We start from the raw sequence: 17,477 nt of genomic DNA, 5'->3' as shown, positions 1-17,477 counted from the left end.
GCGGCTGGCTATCCCGGTTTTTCGGAGGATTATCGCCGCGCGACCTATGGCGACGATCGAGGAACGCAGCGCCCCGGCCTCTCGCCTCAGCGGCCGTCGCGCACGCTGTATTCGATGACAGTGCTGGCGGTTGCCCGGCACGACCACCCGCTGCTGGGCAGCGGGTGGAGGCGGCGGAGGTGGGGGCGGAGCCGCTGCCAGCGCCGGCGCGGCGAGCGCGCCGGCGATCAGCAGCAGCTTCGCCCGGCTGCTCATTGCGGCGGCGCCACCACCGTGTAGGTCGGCTGCGAGGTCGGCCCCGACTGCTGGTAATAGGTGCCGTTGCAATACATGTAGCTGGTGCCGTTGGCGTTCACCGGCTGGCAGCCGTCGGGCTTCTGGTTGGTGCTCGATCCGATCACGGCCGCGACGACCGAGGCGCCGGCGGTGATGGCCGCCGTCTTGCCGACGAACTCCAGGAAATCATTGTCGTCGTCGTCATAATGGCCGTCGTAGTACCGGCCATTGTCGTAATAGCCGCGGCCGCCGTTGCCGTTCACCACCACCGTGTTGCCGGCGACGACATTGTTGCCGCCCTTCCTGTTAACATTGTTGCGGTTGGGGTTGTTGCCGGGATTGCGGTTGGAAGAGGCCTGGCCGGCCTTGTAGGCATTCTTGTTGGAAACGCCGCCGCCGCGATTGCCGGCATAGTTGCCCGCGGGAGCCCGGTTGGCGCTGGTCTTGGCATGGCCGGTGGGCTTGCCCGCCTTGGCGTGACCGCCGCCACCATGGCTTCCCTTGTCGCCGCTGCGGTTCTGGGCGTCTGCCGGCATGGAGGGCATCGCCAGCGCGAAGGCGCCGAGGGCGAGGGCCATGATCTTCAGATTTCGCATGATCTGTCCTTTCCCTTACTTCACGGTCTGCTTGGCGGTGCCGAAATCGACGAGCTGGTCGCCCGCGCGCGGCGTGAAGGTGAACGTGTCCGCCGAAATGGTCGGCGCCTGATTCCAGGTGAAATAGGCGACATATTGCGGCTGCGCCGGCTCATCGGTGTTGGTGATCACCATCTTGCGCGGCAGCGCCTGCGTGCCGTCCTCCAGCCAGACCTGGAAATCGACGCCCGGCTGGCGGAAGAAATACTGGCTCAACTTGGTGTCGCCGATCATCGCATCGCCCACGCGGAAGCCGGCAACGGGCGGCACCACGGTAGAGGAAGGATCGCCCCAGCGGAACAGGTCCTGCAACGGGAAGTCGATGCCGAACTCGTCATACGCGCGGCCAAGCACTTCGGCGATGGTGCCGGAAACCGGGAACTTCACATATTTCCCGATCTTCATGCCGACGACGGTCATCGTCTTGCCGTCATAATAGAAGCGGCGGTGCGTGGTGTCGCCCTTGATGTCCACCACCATCTTGTCGGGCCGCTGCACGGTGTAGGTCGTGCGCGACAGGCTCTGCAGCTTGTGGTTGCCTTCATACACCGTCTCGACCGTTGCGTCCGACCGCACTTCGAAGGTGTTGAGCGCCCGCAGCGCCGCGCCCATGCGGTTCAGCGCATCGGCTGCATCGGGATCCAGCACGTCTGCGGGTGCGGCGGCCGGCGCGGCGGGCGCCGCCGGCGCGGTCTGGGCGGCTGCCGGCAGCGCCAGCAAAAGCAATGCCGCGGTCGCCACTTGCGCAAGCGCGGCTGACTTCGGAATGGTCATGGAGACTCCCCTTCGAACTTGCCCACCGGAAGCATAGGCCAGCACCGGCGCGCTTCAAGCCTGCCAGAGACTTAGGCGAAGGGCGTCAGGGCAATTGTCCCGGATTGGACAATTACCCTGTACGCGGCGTCAGCGAAGGCTTTTTCAGCCCGGCCGGGTAACGGTGAACTCCACGATCTGCGCCGGGGTTGCCCGGCAGAAGGCCGAATACTGCCGCTGGCCGTTGGGCCAGGTGCCGGTCGCCCGGAAGCGGAAGCGCCAGCCGCCGCTGCCCTGCTCGATGAAGTCGACACTGTCGAGCCGGATGGCGGTGCCGCCGGTCAGCCCGGTCTGCCGCGCCGCTTCGAACAGGCAGGTCTGCATCGTCCGCTGCTGGTCGGCCGTCAGCATCTGGATATTGGCGTCGATGGTGGCCGGCGGCAGCGCCGCAAACGGCGGCTGCGGTAGCGCATTGGAGTCACCGCTGCTCGCTTGCGGGCGGACATTGCCAAAGCCATAGGCAAAGGTAGCGCGGCAGCCGTCGGAAACGGTTATCCGGTTGTTATCATAGGCGGTGGTTCTGCGATTCACAGCGCAACGTGTCGGCAACTGACAACGGCAGTTTGTGCAAAATATCACCAACCTTGCGTGATTCTAGCCTCTGACGTTCGGTGCTGCGAACTTCATTCTGCAACCGAACCAACAGGCAGGGATACGCAAATGTTGATACACATATGGCGTGTAATGGTCGGTGCCCAAGTTACCCTTAGTTTCAGGTCGACCGCACCAAACTATGTCGAGTTTGACGTAGTTCTCAGGGTGAAGAGCCAGCGGCAGGTGCTCGCCAGATTCACCAGCGCGCAGGTGCCCGCCAGCGGCATCTGGATGTTCAATATTCCACAATGGGTCGTTGACCAGATATTGTCCGCCTTTCCCAATTTCGACCAGACACTTCTGACCATCGAAACATTACATCGGCATATTCCTGGCTCACCGGCTACAACCTGGGGGTGGGAATATCAGATATCGAATGTCGGCGCCGGGCGTGATGAAGATGGCAATGCGCTTGTCGTGACTGGCGGATGGGTCAAGACCGCAGCCACCCGCAAGCCATTTTCGCAGGCTTCTGCCGAGCTCGACATGCTGCCGCTGGACCTGGAGCAATGAGGCCCGCCCGCTCCCGCCGGTTGCTGCTGGTGGCAACCCTGGTCGCCAGCGCCCCGGCACTGGGTCAGCAGGATCCGCCGGCCGAAGCGGACCTGCACGAGCTCAACCTGATAGAAGAAAAGGCCAAGGATCCCAGCCTGTTCAACTTTTCCTACAGCAGCCCCGAAACGATACCTTTTGCGCTGATCGGCCGCTCCAGCAACGACATCCCGCGCGCTGCGGACCCGAAGGCGTTCGCCGCCTCGATCCTGGGCGGCGCCTTGGGCGACAACTCGACATCCCAGGGTCTTGCCATCGAATTCTCTCCCTTCTGGGGTCTGGGGTCGCGAAATCTCAGCCTGGAAAGCTATCGAGGAGGGGCAAATAGGCCCGGTCCAGGATTCCTGGACGCCGCGCTCATGCGCAGCACCGTTGGGATTGCCTTCACGAGTGGAACGGGCATGGCGCAGCCGTCGGCCGACAAGGCGGAAGCCGAAACAGAAGCCACCGAATCCGCAACCGATACGGGTTCAACAAACAGCAGTCCCTCCGGCATCGTGCTCGGTATTTCCACCAAGCTGCTCAGGACGTCCGATCCGCTACTGGACAGTGATTACGACGTTTGCGTGAAGGCGGCGTTCGACGCCGCTAGAGAGGATATGGAGGCAGCAGGCAGTGCGTCCGCAGCGCCGGTGCTGAAACTCGAAGAGCGGCAGCTCCGCGCGCTGGGCGTAGACACCAGCAAGCCCTTGGCCGGCGAATTCACCCGGTTGGGCATTACCCCTGCCCAGCTTCAGGCCCTGAACAAATCCGGCAAGCTGGTTTCAAGCGCCGATGTGGAAGCTGCGCGCCTGCAGGGCAAGCGGGCCTGGCTCGGCTCCATCCGGGCAAGTTCCTTGAACGCGGCGTTGGCCACTTGCGATGACGAGATGTCGGGGCGGCTGGCATCGGCCGCAAGCCTGGACGTCGGCTTCGGCCAGCGCTGGACGGGCGACCCCGGACGCCTGCACAATCTACGTGGCTCCGGAACGATATTATGGGCTACCTATTCCTCCGGAGTGCTGAACCGGAAGAGCGAGTTCTTCAGGGCCCGACTGATCTTCCACGGACGCTATGTGATAGGGGAGACGGCCTACGACGATCTGTTCATCCGGCAGGGCAGAAGCGACAGCGTCACCGTAGCCCTCGGCATTGAAAGCGCGCCGGAAGAACCCTCGCTTGAGCGCTTCCGGTGGAGCATCCAGACCGGCTATACCGACAAGGGAGCAGCAGGGCCCGATACCCAGGACCAGCGCTATTGGAGGACCCTGGGAACCGCTGCCGTCAAGGTGACCGACGAATTCTGGCTGACCGGAACCTATGGCAAGGTAGCCGGCAAGGGCATCGAGAACGACGATTACTTTCTGTTCGGCGTCACGTTCAGCCCGCCCGCCAAGAAGAAAGGGCTGGACGCGGCATTGGCCGCGTCCGCAGGCGCCAGATAGGAGATTTCGTTGCCTATTGGTTCATGGAACCGAAGAAGTCCTCGTTGGTCTTGGAATCTTTCATCTTGTCCAGCAGGAACTCCATCGCATCCACGGTGCCCATCTGCATCAGGATACGCCGCAGCACCCACATCTTGCTGAGCGTGGCCTTGTCGACCAGCAGTTCTTCCTTGCGCGTGCCGCTCTTGCCCACGTCCATCGCCGGGAAGATGCGCTTGTCCGCCACCTTGCGGTCCAGCACGATTTCGCTGTTGCCCGTGCCCTTGAACTCTTCGAAGATCAGCTCGTCCATCCGGCTGCCGGTATCGATGAGGGCAGTGGCGATGATGGAGAGGCTTCCGCCCTCCTCGATGTTGCGCGCCGCACCGAAGAAACGCTTCGGCCGCTGCAGGGCGTTGGCGTCGACCCCGCCCGACAGCACCTTGCCCGAAGACGGCACCACCGAGTTGTAGGCGCGCGCCAGACGCGTGATCGAATCGAGCAGGATCACCACGTCGCGCTTGTGCTCGACCAGGCGCTTGGCCTTCTCGATCACCATTTCCGCCACCTGCACGTGCCGCGCGGCGGGCTCGTCGAAGGTCGAGGAAATCACCTCGCCCTGCACCGAGCGCTGCATGTCGGTCACTTCCTCGGGACGTTCGTCGATGAGGAGGACGATCAGATACACTTCCGGATGGTTCGCCGAAATCGCCTTGGCGATGTTCTGCAAAAGCACGGTCTTGCCGACCCGCGGCGGCGCCACGATCAGCGCCCGCTGGCCCTTGCCCTGCGGGCTGATGATGTCGATGACGCGGCTCGACTTGTCCTTGTTCGTCGGGTCGGCGTTGTCGAGGTTCAGCTTCTCGTTCGGATAGAGCGGCGTCAGGTTATCGAAGTTCACCCGGTGCCGCAGCACTTCCGGATCGTCGAAGTTGATCTTCGTCAGCTTCGTCATCGAGAAATAGCGCTCGCCGTCCTTCGGCGCGCGGATCTCGCCCTCGATCGTGTCGCCGGTGCGAATGCCATAGCGGCGCACCATGCCGGGCTGCAGATAGATGTCGTCGGGCCCGGCGAGATAGTTCGCCTCGGCCGAGCGGAGGAATCCGAAGCCGTCGGAGAGCACCTCGATGGTGCCGCTGCCGATGATTTCCTCGCCGGCCTCGGCCTTCGCCTTCAGGATGCCGAACAGCAGGTCCTGCTTGCGCAGCGTGGAGGCCTGCTCGACACCCAGTTCTTCGGCCATGGCGACCAGTTCGGCGGGGGTCTTCTTCTTCAGTTCAAGGAGATGCATGCGTGCTTTCTGGGATATATGTCTACGCCGGGGCGGTATCTAAGACGCTGGCGGAAAGCTGGGGCCGCCGGACGGGGCCCTGTCCCGCGCGGTAAGCCCGCCCGGGCGTTGAATCAAGCGGATTCTAAAACCCGAAGCGCGCCGAAAGCGCCGGGCCGATCACGACATTGGTAATCCGGAAGCGGTCCACCGTGGACCAGTGTCGCTGCACATCCGCCGTCAGCACCAGATCCACCGCCGGATCCAGCGCCACGAACAGCCGCGTCCGCAGCCGGGCGCGGATATCCCGCCGCCGCTGGCTTTCGCCGTCCTCGACGTAATGGTCTTCGAAGGTTCGATATTCCGCATCCCCGCGCAGGTTCAGCCGCACCCCCTCGCCAAGCGGCTGCGTGAACTGCCCGTGCGCCGCGAACTGCATCCGGTCGCCCACCCGTCCGTCGCTCTCCCGCCGGCGCACAAAGGCGTTCAGCGCCCACGGCCCCCCATTGCGCCGGACCCCCAGGGTCAGATCCTGAAACGTCATCAGATGCGCCCCGAACGTCCCCGCATAATGGCCGCGCGGCTCATAGGAGAGATAGGGCGACCACTGCTCGCGCGGATTGCCCACACCCAGCTCGGCGGTAATCCACCAGCCCGACATGTCCAGCCGCGCATCCGGCAACATCGCCGACTGGAACATCCCCGCCTCGCCAAAGAACACCAGCTTCCCCTCGCCCCAGCGCCGCGCCAGCGTCAGCTCCGGCTCCAGCGCCACGCCATTCTCGACGGTGTTGGAAACCAGCCGCCGGTTCGACCGCCAGTTCGCCGGCGCCCAGGCCGCCAGAGTCCACGGCCGCGAAGGCACCGCCTCGGGCGGGCCAAACTCCTGGTCATCCTCCAGCTCCGGCCGCTCATCCTCCAGCGCCAGCAACTCCGCCTCCACATCCTGCGCCCGCACCGAATACGCCGCGGAAGCCGCCAGCAAGCCGAGTACCCACACCACACGCACCATGCCCACTCCCCCAATTGCGCGGAGCCTAATCCATGTGCGCGTCGGTGGGAACGTAGCTTGGGGCGCCTCCGGCGGGCAGGGCTTTGCCCTGCACCCAGCCCCCGGATCAGGTCCGGGGCAGGCATCCAATGATTTCCCTGCACCCTCCAACTTAAGTGGACTCTACGAACTGGAAAGGATTTAGTGCGCCAAGTGGTAGTTCGAAAGGGGGCGCTGTGCCGGGAGAAACGCAGTCAGCTGATGCTGCGCATGGAATTGGAAATCTTGCATTTTATAGAATGTGCGATGAATTCCCTCTTCACGACGATGTGAGGATCGTCAAAGACAAACTCGTTTTCATATCCCGAGTCTATTCTGTGTCTCGCGGATTGGGTGGAAGATGGGGCGAGCTTTCGACATCCTTGTATAATTGTAGGCATCAGATTGACGAGGAGATTGCTGAACGTAGGAGGCATCAATTTATTAATGATGTGGCCTCTGTTGTAAAGGTTCATGGAATGTTGAATCAGATTGTCTGCAAGACTCTTGGCGTCCACGGTCATGTGGCACACGGAAGAGCATCTTTTTCTTCTAAATATCTACATTTTCACGCTCCAGATGCCTTTCCGATATTCGATACTTTGTCATGGGCGGGATTGAGAGCTTTGACGCCGGGATTTCGCTCTGAAGTTCCGCAACCTGCTCCCTATCACCGTTTCTGCGAGCGGTTGTCCCACTATATCGGGCAGGGGCGAGCGGAACAGATGAGTTTGCGGGAGATCGATACGATTCTCGTGCAACAGGGTCGCGAAGGCATGGCTTAGCTGTCCGGACCTGCGTATCTTCGTTCCGGCCGCAACCCCGAGGGTGCAGGGAAATCATTTCCCTGCCGGGTGGCGGGCAGAGCCCGCCCCGCCGGAGGCAAACCTCACCCCTAGAACCGATAACTCACCCGCCCATACACGAACCGCCCGTTGAACCCGAACGGGGAGTAGGGCGAGAAGGGGAAGAAGTAGTTGTTCGCCGAATAGTTGCGGGGCTGGCCGTTTGCCGGATCGACGCCTCGCCCGGTGGGCAGCGCGGTGGGATATTTATCGAACAGGTTGTTGGCGCCGATGGCGAATTCGATGCCTTCCAGCTTGCCAGAGGGCCGCGCGCGGATTTCGGCGTCCATCACGAACGCCGGCTTGATCTCCAGATCGGTGAACGCATCGGCGCCGGCGGCCGTCAGGCTGCCATAGCGGTTGCCGCGCAGGGTAACCCCCAGCCATTCCCAATCATAGTCGAGGCCCAGGTTGATCTTGTTGCTGGGCGTGCCGTCGGTGATGCGCAGCGATTCCTGCCGCCCGAAGAGGACGATGCCCGGCACCTGGTTCAGCGCGCCGGGGGTGGCTTCGTATCCGGTGATATCGGTCTTGTTCCAGTTATAGCCGATGGTCCATTGCAGGTTGCCCATGCCGGCGAGATCGTGGCGGAAGGTGAGGATGGCATCGAAGCCGCTGGTCTTGGTGTCGATGCCGTTGATGAAGAAGCGGGCGGCCGAGATGCTGTTGAAGCCGGCATTGTTCAGGATCTGGGCGATGCCGAAGCCGGGGTTGCTGCCCGTCGGCTGGCCGGCGGCATTGCGCGAGGCGACGAGGTTTTCCGTCAGCACGATGCGGTCGTCGATCTTGATCTGATAATAGTCGAAGGTGAAGTTCAGCCCCTGAAACGGGTTGGCGGTAAAGCCGGCCGACCAGTTGACTGCGGTTTCCGCCTTCAGCGGCGTGGAGCCGAGCGCCTGCGCCACGGGGTTGTCGACCGGCAGTGTCACCGTATCCAGCAGCACGCCGTTCACATTGTTGGTGGCGGCGGCGGCAAAGAATTGCTGGGCGATCCCCGGCGCACGGAAGCCGGTGGAGATGGAGCCGCGGGCGGCAAGCCAGCTCAGGATTTCAAGGCGGGTGGCCGCCTTCCAGTTCCAGTCGCTGCCGAAGTCGGAATAGTTCTCATAGCGGCCGGCCAGCTGCAGGTTCCAGAGCGGCAGCAGGTCGGCATCGAGCTCGGCATAGAGCGAGACGTTTTCGCGCGCGTTGGTGCCGGTCACCGAAACGCCGCCGATGCTCGGCTGGAAGCCGGGGAACACCTGGCTGCCCGGTGCCGCGCCGGCGTTGGCCGAGGCAGTCGCGCACCATTGCGCATTGTTCTGGCACAGCGTCGATCCGCCCGAGCGATAGCTGTCCGGCTCGCCCGCGCTCACCTGGAAGGTCTCGCGCCGGTACTCCGCGCCGAAGCTCAGCGTCGTGCGCTCGAACCAGCCCAGTTCGCGGCTGATGTCCAGGTTGGTGATCCACTGGGTATAGGTAAGGCCGCCGGCGTCGAATTCGGTCTTGCTGCCGGGCCCGATCGAGGCGTTCAGCGTGTTCCTGATGGTATAATCCAGCTTGTTGCGGCCGAAGCCCATCGAAAGATCCCAGCTCCAGCCGGAGAAATCGCCCTTCAGCCCGCCGGTGACGGCAAGATCCTTCGATCTGGAGCCGATCAGCGGCAGGAAGCCATCAGGATAGATGGAAAGGACGTTCCGGTTGTCGCGGCTGGTGCGATAGAATCCGGCGGACTCGCCCTCGCGCTGGCCATAGGTGCCAAAGGCATAGGCTTCCACCCGGTCATCCAGCGGCACGCCGGCGTTGAAGGCGATCATCCAGTCTTCGGTCTTCGGATCGCCGATCTGGTGCGAGCGGCGATCGAAGGCCTGCTCCTTTGGCACATCCCAGTTGTTGGCGACGACGTTATACTGCTGGCGCCGGTCATAGCCGGTGCGCTTGGTCGCCTCGCGCTTCCGATACTCGCCCGTCAGGTTGAGGAAGCCGTCGGCGGCAATCGGCAGGCCGATATTGCCGGTAAGCGTAAGGGTTTCGCCATCGGTCTGGTGCAGCTTCCTGCCCGAATCCTCCAGCGTCAGCACCCCATCGGGCGTGAGGACGGGCAGCCCGTTGGATCCCAGCACCACGTCGCCCATCCGGTTCACGCCGGAGATATCGGTGACATTGGCGCCATAGGTCGCCGAAATCCGCCCGCCCTCGCGCGCGTCGTTCATCTGGAAGTTGATGACCCCGGCTATCGCGTCCGAGCCATATTGCGCCGCCGCACCGTCGCGCAGCACCTCCACGCGGCTCAGCGCCGAGGAGGGGATGAAGTTCACGTCCACCGCCTGGCTGCCGCGCCCCAGCGAGCCGTTCAGGTTGAGGAGCGCCGACAGGTGCCGCCGCTTGCCGTTCAGCAGCACCAGCGTCTGGTCGGGGCCAAGTCCGCGCAGCGAGGCGGGACGGATCACATCGGTGCCGTCGGTGATGGTCGGCTGCGGGAAGCTGAAACTGGGCACCAGATCGCGCAGCGCCCGGCCGGTTTCGGTGGTGCCGCTGTTCTGGATCGCGGTCAGGCTGACGACATCCACCGGCACCGGCGAATCCGCCACTGTTCGGTCCACCCGGCGGGTGCCGGTGACGATGATGGTGTCGGCCTCTGCAACGGCGGCGGCCGTCTCCTGTGCCAGCGCAGGCGCGGCGGGAAGGGCGATACCGGCGAGAAGAAGAGCATGGAGACGCATGGGAACGGACCTCTTTTCTGCTGCAATGCAACAGAGTTTCCCGTTGACCACATTAGGGCAACCACCGTTCGATCAATGAACTCTGAATTTCGGTCAATGTTGCAGGATAGTTACAGTTTTGCCTGCGGCGCTCCGCGCCGGTTCCGCGCAATAAGCGCGGGCGGCCAGTCGGCCTTGCGGCCTTCGGCCGGTTTTGCCTTCGGCGCTCCGCGCCGGTTCCTCGCATTGGCTCGGGCGGCCGGTTGGCCTTGCGGGCCTTCGGCCGTTTTCTGTTGCCCGGCTCGTGGGGGTGGGTGCTAACCTCTCGTCATGAAACTCTACACCTACTTCCGCTCGGGCGCTGCTTGGCGCGTGCGTATCGGCCTCAACTGGAAGGGTGTGCCTTATGAAGCCGTCCCGATGGACCTGCGCACCGGCGCGCAGGCGTCCCCCGAATGGAAGGCCGTGAACCCGCAGGGGCTGGTCCCCGCCCTCGAGCTCGATGACGGCACCGTCCTCACCCAGTCGCTCGCCATTCTGGAATGGCTGGAGGAAACCCATCCCCAGCCCGCCTTCCTGCCCGCAGATCCGCTCATCCGCGCGAAGATCCGTGCCGTCTCCCTCGCCATCGCCGCCGACACGCATCCGATCCAGAACCTCGGCACGCTGAAGCGCATCGAAACCCTCACAAACGCCGACACCGCGCGGCAATGGGCACACGACACCATCGCCCACGGCCTGGCCGCCGTCGAAACATGGATCGCGCGCAACCCCGGCCCCTACGCCTTCGGCGCCCAGCCGACGCTCGCCGATATCCTCATCGTCCCGCAGCTCACCAACGCCGCCCGCTTCAAGGTGGACCTCACCGCCCTGCCGCGCATCCGCGAGGTCAACGCCGCCTGTGCCGAGCTACCCGCCTTCCAGAACGCCCGCCCCGAGGTGCAGCCAGACGCGGATTGACCGCGACCTTAAGGTATGGACTAATTTGATCGGACTAACTATGGTCCGCGCATGTCCGGCGTGAATGTCCATGACGCAAAAACACACTTCTCCCGCCTGCTCGCCCGCGTTGCAGAAGGGGAATCGGTGGTCATTTCCAAGGCGGGAAAGCCGGTCGCAAGACTGGTGCCAATCGATCCGCGGGCCGCCGCCCCGCGCCGCATCGGTTTCCTGAAGGGGCAGATCCGCGTGCCCGACGATTTCGACCGCATGGGCGCCGCCGAGATTGAGCAGTTGTTCGGGACGAAGCCCTGAAACTCCTGCTCGACACCCACCTGCTGCTATGGACTGCCGGCGCCCCCGACCGGCTGTCCGCCCAAGCCCGAGAGCGCATCGGTGCCCCGGAATCCATCCTGCATTTCAGCGCCGCCAGCCTCTGGGAAATCGCCATAAAATCCAGCCTCGGCCGCGAGGATTTCGCCGTGGACCCATCCATCCTGCGCCGCGCCCTGCTAGACAATGGCTACACCGAGTTGCCCATAACCAGCGCCCATGCAGCAGGCGTGACCAGCCTGCCCCCAATCCACCGCGACCCGTTCGACCGCCTGCTGGTAGCGCAGGCCATGATCGAAGGCATGCTACTGCTGACGGCGGATGCGACAGTCGCCGAATATCCGGGGCCGGTACATTTGGTTTGAATGTTATCAACACGATAGGAGGGCGCAGAATGCGCTCTCAGGCAAACTGGAGGGACACTAGCCCTCCACCCCAACCCCCACCGAAGCCCGTGGCCCCATCCGTTCGCCGCTCCCGGCCGCTCCGGCCGCTGCCTCGTGGAAGATCTCCGGCGTCAGCGCATGGTCCAGCATGCCCCGCGCCAGCTCGCGCTCGCCCATCACGATTCCGTTGGCGCCATGCTTCTGCAAATACAGCACTTCCTCGTCGGAATGCGCCCGCGCCACGATGTCCAGATCGGCGTTCGCCGCCCGCGCCTGCTCCACCACCTGCCCCGCTTCAAAGCTGTTGGGAATGGCGACAAACAAATGCCGCGCCCGCCCGATCCCCGCCGCCTGCAGCACGGCCGGGTCCGAGGCGATACCCACCAGCCCCTCCGTCCCATCCGCCAGCACCTCGCGAATCCGGTCGGCCGAGGTATCCACCACCAGCACCGCCTCGCCCGCAGCCGTCAGCCCGGCGGCCAGCGCCTTCCCAACGCGCCCATGCCCCACCACGATCGAATGCGCGGATTTCGCCGTGGGCACCAGGTCGGTATCCGGCTGCGTTTCCTCCACCTGCGGCACCGAAACGGCTGGCGTTGCAATGAACGGCCCCAGCGCCCCGAACACCAGCGGATTCAGCATGATGGAGATGATGCTGGCGGCCAGGATCAGATCACGGCCTTCCGGCGGCAAGATTGCCAGAGAAACGCCAAGTGCCGCCAGAATAAAGGAAAATTCACCGATCTGCGCCAGGCTCGCCGAAACCGTCAGCGCCGTCTTCGTGGTGTGCCCGAAGGCCCGGATCAGCACGAAGGCAATGATCGATTTCCCCACGACGATGACGGCAACCGTCCCCAGCAGCTGCAGCGGCTGCTCCGTCACCACCAACGGATCGAACAGCATGCCCACCGAGACAAAGAACAGCACGGCAAAGGCATCGCGCAGCGGCAGCGTCTCCGCAGCCGCCCGCTGGCTCAGCTGCGATTCCGCCAGGATCATGCCGGCGAAAAACGCCCCCAGCGCAAAGGAGACGCCAAACAGCGAGGCGGCTGAAAACGCCACCCCCAGCGCAATTGCCAGCACCGCCAGCCGGAACAGCTCGCGCGAACCCGTGTGCGCCACATAGTGCAGCACCATCGGGATCACCCGCTTGCCCACCACCAGCATGAAGACGACAAAGCCGACCATCTTCGCCAGCGTCAGACCCAGCGCCTGCCCCGCGCCCGATGCCGCATTCGCGCCGGTAGCCGCCAGCACCGGAAGCAACACCAGTGCCAGCACCATCGCCAGATCCTCGACGATCAGCCAGCCAACGGCGATCCGCCCGCGCTCCGTCTCCATGATGCGCCGATCCTGCAGCGCCCGCAGCAGCACCACCGTGCTCGCCACCGAAAGCGCCAGCCCGAACACCAGCGACGCCTTCCAGTCCCAGCCGAACACATGCCCAAGCCCGAAGCCCATCGCCGTCGCCGTCGCCATCTGCACAAGGGCACCGGGGATGGCGATATGGCGCACAGACAACAGATCCTTCAGCGAGAAGTGCAGCCCCACGCCAAACATCAGCAGGATCACGCCGATCTCGGAAAGCTGGTTCGCCATCCCCTGATCGGCGACGAACCCGGGCGTGAACGGCCCCACCGCAATCCCCGCCAGCAGATAGCCCACCAGCGGCGACACCTTCAGCCGATGCGCGATCAGACCCAACAGGAAAGCAAGGCCGAGACCGGCGGCAATGGTAGCAATCAGGGGCGTGTCGTGCGGCATATGAGGTTTTTGACACACTCGCCCCGCCAGCGCGACCCGCACGGGTAAAAATCCGATCCACGGCGGTGCTTCCGCCCCCCACCCGCCGCCGCTAAACGAAGCGGATGTCGCGCACCATCTTCGCCCTCTCCTCCGGCCCGCCGCCCAGCGGCGTCGCCGTCATCCGCCTGTCCGGGCCAGAGAGCCTCGAAATCGTCCGCCAGCTGACCGGCGCCCGCCTGCCGGCCCCGCGCGAAGCCCGGCTTCGCAACCTCCACCGCCCCTCCGACGGCCAGCTTCTCGACAGCGCCCTCGTCCTCACCTTCCCCGGCCCCAGCAGCTTCACCGGCGAAGACAGCGCCGAACTCCACTGCCACGGCAGCCCCTCGGTCGTCGCAGGCGTCCAGCAGGCCCTTGCCGAGCTTGGCGCCCACCCGGCGGAAGCCGGCGAATTCACCCGCCGCGCCTTCGAAACCGGCCGCCTCGATCTCACCCAGGCCGAAGCCCTCTCGGACCTCATCGCCGCCGAAACCGAAGCCCAGCGCGATCAGGCCCTGAGCGGCGCCGGCGGCCGCCTGCGCCATCGCGCCGACCTCTGGCGCGAGCAGCTGATCGGCCTGATGGCCCTCAGCGAAGCCGAACTGGACTTCGCCGATGAAGGCGATGTGGGCGAAATCTCCCCATCCGTCCGCGCCGGCATGTCCGGCCTCGCCGCCCACATGGCGGCCGCCCTGGCCACTGCACCACTGGCCGAACGCATCCGCTCCGGCCTCACCATCGCCATCGTCGGCCCGCCCAATGCCGGGAAATCCAGCCTGCTCAATGCGCTGGCCCGCCGAGACGTCGCCATCGTCACCCCCCACGCCGGCACCACCCGCGACGTGCTGGAGGTGCATCTGGACCTGGCCGGCCGCCCAGCCGTGCTGCTGGACACCGCGGGCCTGCGCGAAACAACCGACCCCATCGAAGCGGAAGGCATAGCCCGCGCCCGCGCCCGCGCCGACAGCGCCGACCTGGTGCTGAACCTGGGGCCCGGCGGCAATCTCGTGAACAAGATCGACGAAAGCGGCGACCGCCCCGGCTGGCGCGACGGCAAGCTCTACCTCTCCGCCCAGACAGGCGCCGGCCTGCCTGAACTCGAAAGCTGGCTCGCCGACTGGGCCCAAGCCCAGATCCCCAAAGGCGAAGCCGCAGTCGTCACCACCGCCCGTCAACAGGCGCTGGTCGCCGAAGCCCTGGCAAGAGTGGAAGAAGCCGCCGCCCAGCAGGACCCGGTGCTGACAGCCGAATCCCTCCGCTCCGCAGCCCACGCGCTGGGCCGCCTGACCGGACAGATCGACCCGGAAGCGATTCTGGGCGCCATATTTTTGCGCTTTTGCATAGGTAAGTGACTGATATTATAGTATAATAGGTTGATTGTTCCACGTGGAACAATTGGCCATTTTTGCCTCCGGCGGGCAGGGCTTTGCCCTGCAGCGAGCAGGGAAATGATTGGCGATTGCATCCTTTGCAAACCAGCGACGCGTTCCCGCTGTTGGTTCCCGCTCTTGGTTCCCGCCCCCGGACCCCGCTCAGGCTGAGCTTGTCGAAGCCTCGTGGTTCCCGCCCCAGGCCCCGCTCAGGCTGAGCTTGTCGAAGCCCTTGGTTCAAGCCACCCGCGCGGCGACTATCCTGTGGCGTCCGGGGCTTCGACAGGCTCAGCCTGAGCGGGGTGCGGGCGTGATTTCAAGGCCGACAGGTTTGCAAGGACCATGATCGCCAAGTGATTTCCCTGCACCCTCAAACATTCTTGTCGTCAACATCCTTATCGTCCCGACCGCAAGCTGGCCCATCCGCGACCCATTTTAGCGCCCGCAACGCAACGCCGCAGGCAATAGGAGAAAGTGCGGCGCACCCCACCTCCCCGCTCGCCCCGACAAAATCCAAAGGGGTGCAGGGGATAAATTCCCCTGCCGGGGTGAAGGGGCAGAGCCCCTTCGTCTTCGCATTTGCCGCACTCCGGCGGCAGCGGGCAGAGCCCCTTCGTTTTCGCATTTGCCGCACTCCGGCGGCACCGGGCAGAGCCCCTTTCGTTTCTCCTTCCGGCCCCAAATTGTTCCACGTGGAACAATCTGCTATGGCCCAGCGCGTGACCCAGAGAGGCGTGATCATCATAGGCGGCGGCCATGCCGGCGCGGAGGCAGCTTGCGCGGCGGCGCGCACTGGCGCGCGCGTGGCGCTTGTGACGTTCAGCGCCGACAATATTGGCCAGATGAGTTGCAACCCGGCGATTGGCGGTTTGGGCAAGGGTCATCTGGTGCGCGAGATCGATGCGCTGGACGGCATCATGGGCCGGGCGGCGGATGTGGCGGGTATCCAGTTCCGCCTGCTGAACCGCAGTCGTGGCCCGGCAGTGCAGGGGCCACGGGCGCAGGCGGATCGGCGCATCTATGCCAAGGCAATCCGTCAGCTGGTTGAAGCCGCCGGCGTCGAGGTTGTCGAGGCGGAAGTGACCGATCTGATCGTCGAGGATGGCCGTTGCGTCGGGGTAGTTACGAGCACGGGCGAGATGCGCGCAGAAGGCGTCGTGCTGACGACGGGCACCTTCCTTGGCGGCGTGATGCATATTGGCGAGCGGCAGCTGGCCGGCGGCCGGGTGGGCGAGTCGGGTGCAACTGCGCTGGCGAAGCGGCTGCGGGCGCTGGGCTTGCCGATGGGTCGGTTGAAGACGGGGACGCCGCCGCGCCTGGATGCGCGGTCGATCGACTGGTCGGGGCTGGAAGTCCAGGCGGGCGATGCCGAGCCTGCCTGGTTCTCGTCGCTGACGACCGGGTCTGCTACGCCGCAGGTCGATTGCTATATCACCCGCACGACGGCGCGGACGCATGCCATCATCCGCGAGAATATCGGCCGTTCGCCGATGTATGCAGGGCGGATCGAGGGCGTGGGGCCGCGCTATTGTCCGTCCATCGAGGACAAGGTGATGCGGTTTGGCGACCGCGACGGGCATCAGATTTTTCTGGAGCCGGAGGGGCTGGATGACCGGCTGATCTATCCCAACGGCATTTCGACCAGTTTGCCGGAGGAGGTGCAGCTGCAGATCGTGCGCTCGATTCCGGGGCTGGAGCGGGCCGAGATCGTGCAGCCCGGCTATGCGGTGGAATATGATCATATCGATCCGCGCGCGCTGGATTCGACCCTGCAGTTGCAGGCGATGCCGGGGCTGTGGCTGGCGGGGCAGGTGAACGGCACCACCGGCTATGAGGAAGCGGCGGCGCAGGGGCTGGTTGCCGGGTTGAATGCGGCCGGGGCGCGCTGGGTTCCGGATCGGGCTTCGAGCTATATCGGGGTGATGGTCGATGATCTGGTGACGCACGGCGTTTCCGAGCCGTACCGGATGTTCACCTCGCGCGCCGAGTTCCGGTTGCGGTTGCGGGCGGACAACAGCGATTTGCGGCTGACGGGACAAGGACTCGAGCTGGGCTGCATCGGCGCCGAGCGGGCAGCGCATTTCGCGCGGCGCAGGGCGGAAGTCGAGCGGCTGACGGCGGAACTGAAATCGCGGAAAGTGGCGGCTTCGCTGCTGCCGGAAGTGAAGGGCGACGGGCTGGCCCGGACGCTGTGGGACTGGGCGCGCTTTCCCGGCGTGGACTGGGCGGTGATCCAGCGGGTTGCGCCGGATCTGGTGGCCGCGGCCGACATTGCCGAAACGGTGATGACCGATGCCGAATATGCCGTCTATCTGGAGCGGCAGGAGGCGGAGGTTGCGCGGATGCGGAGTGACGAGGGTGTGATTGTTCCACGTGGAACAATTTTCCGCGACATTCCGGGTCTCTCGAACGAAATGGCCGAACGGCTGAGTGCGGCGCAGCCGGAGACGCTGGGGCAGGCGGCGCGGGTGCGCGGTGTGACGCCGGCGGCGGTTACTGCCCTGCTGGCGCATCTCCGGAAGGCGCAATTGAAGGCCGCCTGATCGCTTAGCTGTGGATGAAATGCGC

At 64.7% G+C, this 17,477-nt stretch carries 15 protein-coding genes; 8 read left to right on the top strand and 7 right to left on the bottom strand.

Annotated elements, in window-relative coordinates; genetic code table 11:
* Positions 1 to 251 precede the first annotated feature (251 nt).
* The 3 genes from IM784_RS11000 to IM784_RS10990 all read right to left on the bottom strand — a co-directional run bounded on the left by IM784_RS11000 (position 252) and on the right by IM784_RS10990 (position 2,255).
* The gene (locus IM784_RS11000) at positions 252 to 872 is read right to left on the bottom strand and encodes a DUF6515 family protein (protein WP_199555367.1); all 621 of its coding nucleotides are present in this window, start codon (positions 870 to 872) and stop codon (positions 252 to 254) included.
* A gap of 15 nt (positions 873 to 887) precedes the next feature.
* Entirely contained in the window at positions 888 to 1,685 is a 798-nt protein-coding gene (locus IM784_RS10995) for a DUF2092 domain-containing protein (RefSeq protein ID WP_199555366.1), read from the bottom strand.
* 144 nt (positions 1,686 to 1,829) lie between these two features.
* Positions 1,830 to 2,255, bottom strand: a complete 426-nt coding sequence (locus IM784_RS10990; protein WP_199555365.1) for a hypothetical protein — start codon at positions 2,253 to 2,255, stop codon at positions 1,830 to 1,832.
* A gap of 228 nt (positions 2,256 to 2,483) precedes the next feature.
* On the opposite strand from IM784_RS10990, the gene IM784_RS10985 reads away from it, so the two are divergent.
* Together IM784_RS10985 and IM784_RS10980 are read left to right on the top strand one after the other, a co-directional pair.
* A complete protein-coding gene (locus IM784_RS10985; RefSeq protein ID WP_199555364.1) occupies positions 2,484 to 2,831 on the top strand; it encodes a hypothetical protein in 348 nt (115 codons plus the stop codon).
* Between the two features lie 20 nt (positions 2,832 to 2,851).
* Positions 2,852 to 4,294, top strand: a complete 1,443-nt coding sequence (locus IM784_RS10980; protein ID WP_199555363.1) for a nucleoside phosphorylase-I family protein — start codon at positions 2,852 to 2,854, stop codon at positions 4,292 to 4,294.
* 13 nt (positions 4,295 to 4,307) lie between these two features.
* Here IM784_RS10980 and rho read toward each other — a convergent pair whose 3' ends face one another.
* Complete coding sequence (gene rho, locus IM784_RS10975) at positions 4,308 to 5,564, bottom strand: transcription termination factor Rho (protein ID WP_199555362.1); 1,257 nt, start codon at positions 5,562 to 5,564, stop codon at positions 4,308 to 4,310.
* A 124-nt stretch (positions 5,565 to 5,688) separates the two neighbouring features.
* Entirely contained in the window at positions 5,689 to 6,555 is an 867-nt protein-coding gene (locus IM784_RS10970) for a hypothetical protein (protein ID WP_199555361.1), read from the bottom strand.
* A gap of 278 nt (positions 6,556 to 6,833) precedes the next feature.
* Here IM784_RS10970 and IM784_RS10965 point away from each other — a divergent pair, with 278 nt between their 5' ends.
* Positions 6,834 to 7,358, top strand: coding sequence for a hypothetical protein (locus IM784_RS10965; protein WP_199555360.1), 525 nt, complete (start codon positions 6,834 to 6,836; stop codon positions 7,356 to 7,358).
* A 110-nt stretch (positions 7,359 to 7,468) separates the two neighbouring features.
* Here the strand turns inward: IM784_RS10965 and IM784_RS10960 are convergent, their stop codons facing one another.
* Positions 7,469 to 10,120, bottom strand: coding sequence for a TonB-dependent receptor plug domain-containing protein (locus IM784_RS10960; RefSeq protein ID WP_199555359.1), 2,652 nt, complete (start codon positions 10,118 to 10,120; stop codon positions 7,469 to 7,471).
* 309 nt (positions 10,121 to 10,429) lie between these two features.
* Here IM784_RS10960 and maiA point away from each other — a divergent pair, with 309 nt between their 5' ends.
* Genes maiA through IM784_RS10945 form a run of 3 tightly spaced genes read left to right on the top strand, consistent with a single transcriptional unit; the run spans position 10,430 to position 11,736 of the window.
* Positions 10,430 to 11,059 carry a maleylacetoacetate isomerase gene (maiA, locus tag IM784_RS10955; RefSeq protein WP_199555358.1) on the top strand — a complete coding sequence of 210 codons (630 nt, stop codon included), beginning with the start codon at positions 10,430 to 10,432 and terminating at the stop codon, positions 11,057 to 11,059.
* Positions 11,060 to 11,110: 51 nt separating this feature from the next.
* Positions 11,111 to 11,353: a type II toxin-antitoxin system Phd/YefM family antitoxin gene (locus IM784_RS10950; protein ID WP_199555357.1), complete on the top strand. Its 243-nt coding sequence runs from the start codon at positions 11,111 to 11,113 to the stop codon at positions 11,351 to 11,353.
* On the top strand, positions 11,350 to 11,736 hold the full coding sequence (locus IM784_RS10945) for a type II toxin-antitoxin system VapC family toxin (RefSeq protein ID WP_328799517.1): 387 nt from the start codon (positions 11,350 to 11,352) through the stop codon (positions 11,734 to 11,736). Before IM784_RS10950 ends, IM784_RS10945 begins: the two co-directional genes overlap by 4 nt.
* A gap of 57 nt (positions 11,737 to 11,793) precedes the next feature.
* On the opposite strand, the gene ybaL is transcribed toward IM784_RS10945, so the two are convergent.
* Complete coding sequence (ybaL, locus tag IM784_RS10940) at positions 11,794 to 13,521, bottom strand: YbaL family putative K(+) efflux transporter (protein ID WP_199555356.1); 1,728 nt, start codon at positions 13,519 to 13,521, stop codon at positions 11,794 to 11,796.
* A 104-nt stretch (positions 13,522 to 13,625) separates the two neighbouring features.
* Between ybaL and mnmE the strand changes: the two genes are divergently transcribed.
* Together mnmE and mnmG are read left to right on the top strand one after the other, a co-directional pair.
* The gene (gene mnmE, locus IM784_RS10935) at positions 13,626 to 14,891 is read left to right on the top strand and encodes a tRNA uridine-5-carboxymethylaminomethyl(34) synthesis GTPase MnmE (protein WP_199555355.1); all 1,266 of its coding nucleotides are present in this window, start codon (positions 13,626 to 13,628) and stop codon (positions 14,889 to 14,891) included.
* A gap of 725 nt (positions 14,892 to 15,616) precedes the next feature.
* The gene (gene mnmG / locus IM784_RS10930; protein ID WP_199555354.1) at positions 15,617 to 17,452 is read left to right on the top strand and encodes a tRNA uridine-5-carboxymethylaminomethyl(34) synthesis enzyme MnmG; all 1,836 of its coding nucleotides are present in this window, start codon (positions 15,617 to 15,619) and stop codon (positions 17,450 to 17,452) included.
* Positions 17,453 to 17,477: the final 25 nt, after the last annotated feature.

This window comes from Sandaracinobacteroides hominis (genome assembly GCF_016464365.1).
Lineage (GTDB): Bacteria > Pseudomonadota > Alphaproteobacteria > Sphingomonadales > Sphingomonadaceae > Sandaracinobacteroides > Sandaracinobacteroides hominis.
Note: the sequence above shows the minus strand (reverse complement) of the source record. Positions and strands in the feature narration are given on the sequence as shown.

What these genes read in the sequence shown, in the direction of transcription:
- IM784_RS11000 (WP_199555367.1), bottom strand. Translation starts at nt 872, where the DNA reads ATGCGAAATCTGAAGATCATGGCCCTCGCCCTCGGCGCCTTCGCGCTG.
- IM784_RS10995 (WP_199555366.1), bottom strand. Translation starts at nt 1,685, where the DNA reads ATGACCATTCCGAAGTCAGCCGCGCTTGCGCAAGTGGCGACCGCGGCA.
- rho (WP_199555362.1), bottom strand. Translation starts at nt 5,564, where the DNA reads ATGCATCTCCTTGAACTGAAGAAGAAGACCCCCGCCGAACTGGTCGCC.
- IM784_RS10970 (WP_199555361.1), bottom strand. Translation starts at nt 6,555, where the DNA reads ATGGTGCGTGTGGTGTGGGTACTCGGCTTGCTGGCGGCTTCCGCGGCG.
- IM784_RS10965 (WP_199555360.1), top strand. Translation starts at nt 6,834, where the DNA reads ATGTGCGATGAATTCCCTCTTCACGACGATGTGAGGATCGTCAAAGAC.
- IM784_RS10960 (WP_199555359.1), bottom strand. Translation starts at nt 10,120, where the DNA reads ATGCGTCTCCATGCTCTTCTTCTCGCCGGTATCGCCCTTCCCGCCGCG.
- maiA (WP_199555358.1), top strand. Translation starts at nt 10,430, where the DNA reads ATGAAACTCTACACCTACTTCCGCTCGGGCGCTGCTTGGCGCGTGCGT.
- IM784_RS10950 (WP_199555357.1), top strand. Translation starts at nt 11,111, where the DNA reads ATGTCCGGCGTGAATGTCCATGACGCAAAAACACACTTCTCCCGCCTG.
- ybaL (WP_199555356.1), bottom strand. Translation starts at nt 13,521, where the DNA reads ATGCCGCACGACACGCCCCTGATTGCTACCATTGCCGCCGGTCTCGGC.
- mnmE (WP_199555355.1), top strand. Translation starts at nt 13,626, where the DNA reads ATGTCGCGCACCATCTTCGCCCTCTCCTCCGGCCCGCCGCCCAGCGGC.
- mnmG (WP_199555354.1), top strand. Translation starts at nt 15,617, where the DNA reads ATGGCCCAGCGCGTGACCCAGAGAGGCGTGATCATCATAGGCGGCGGC.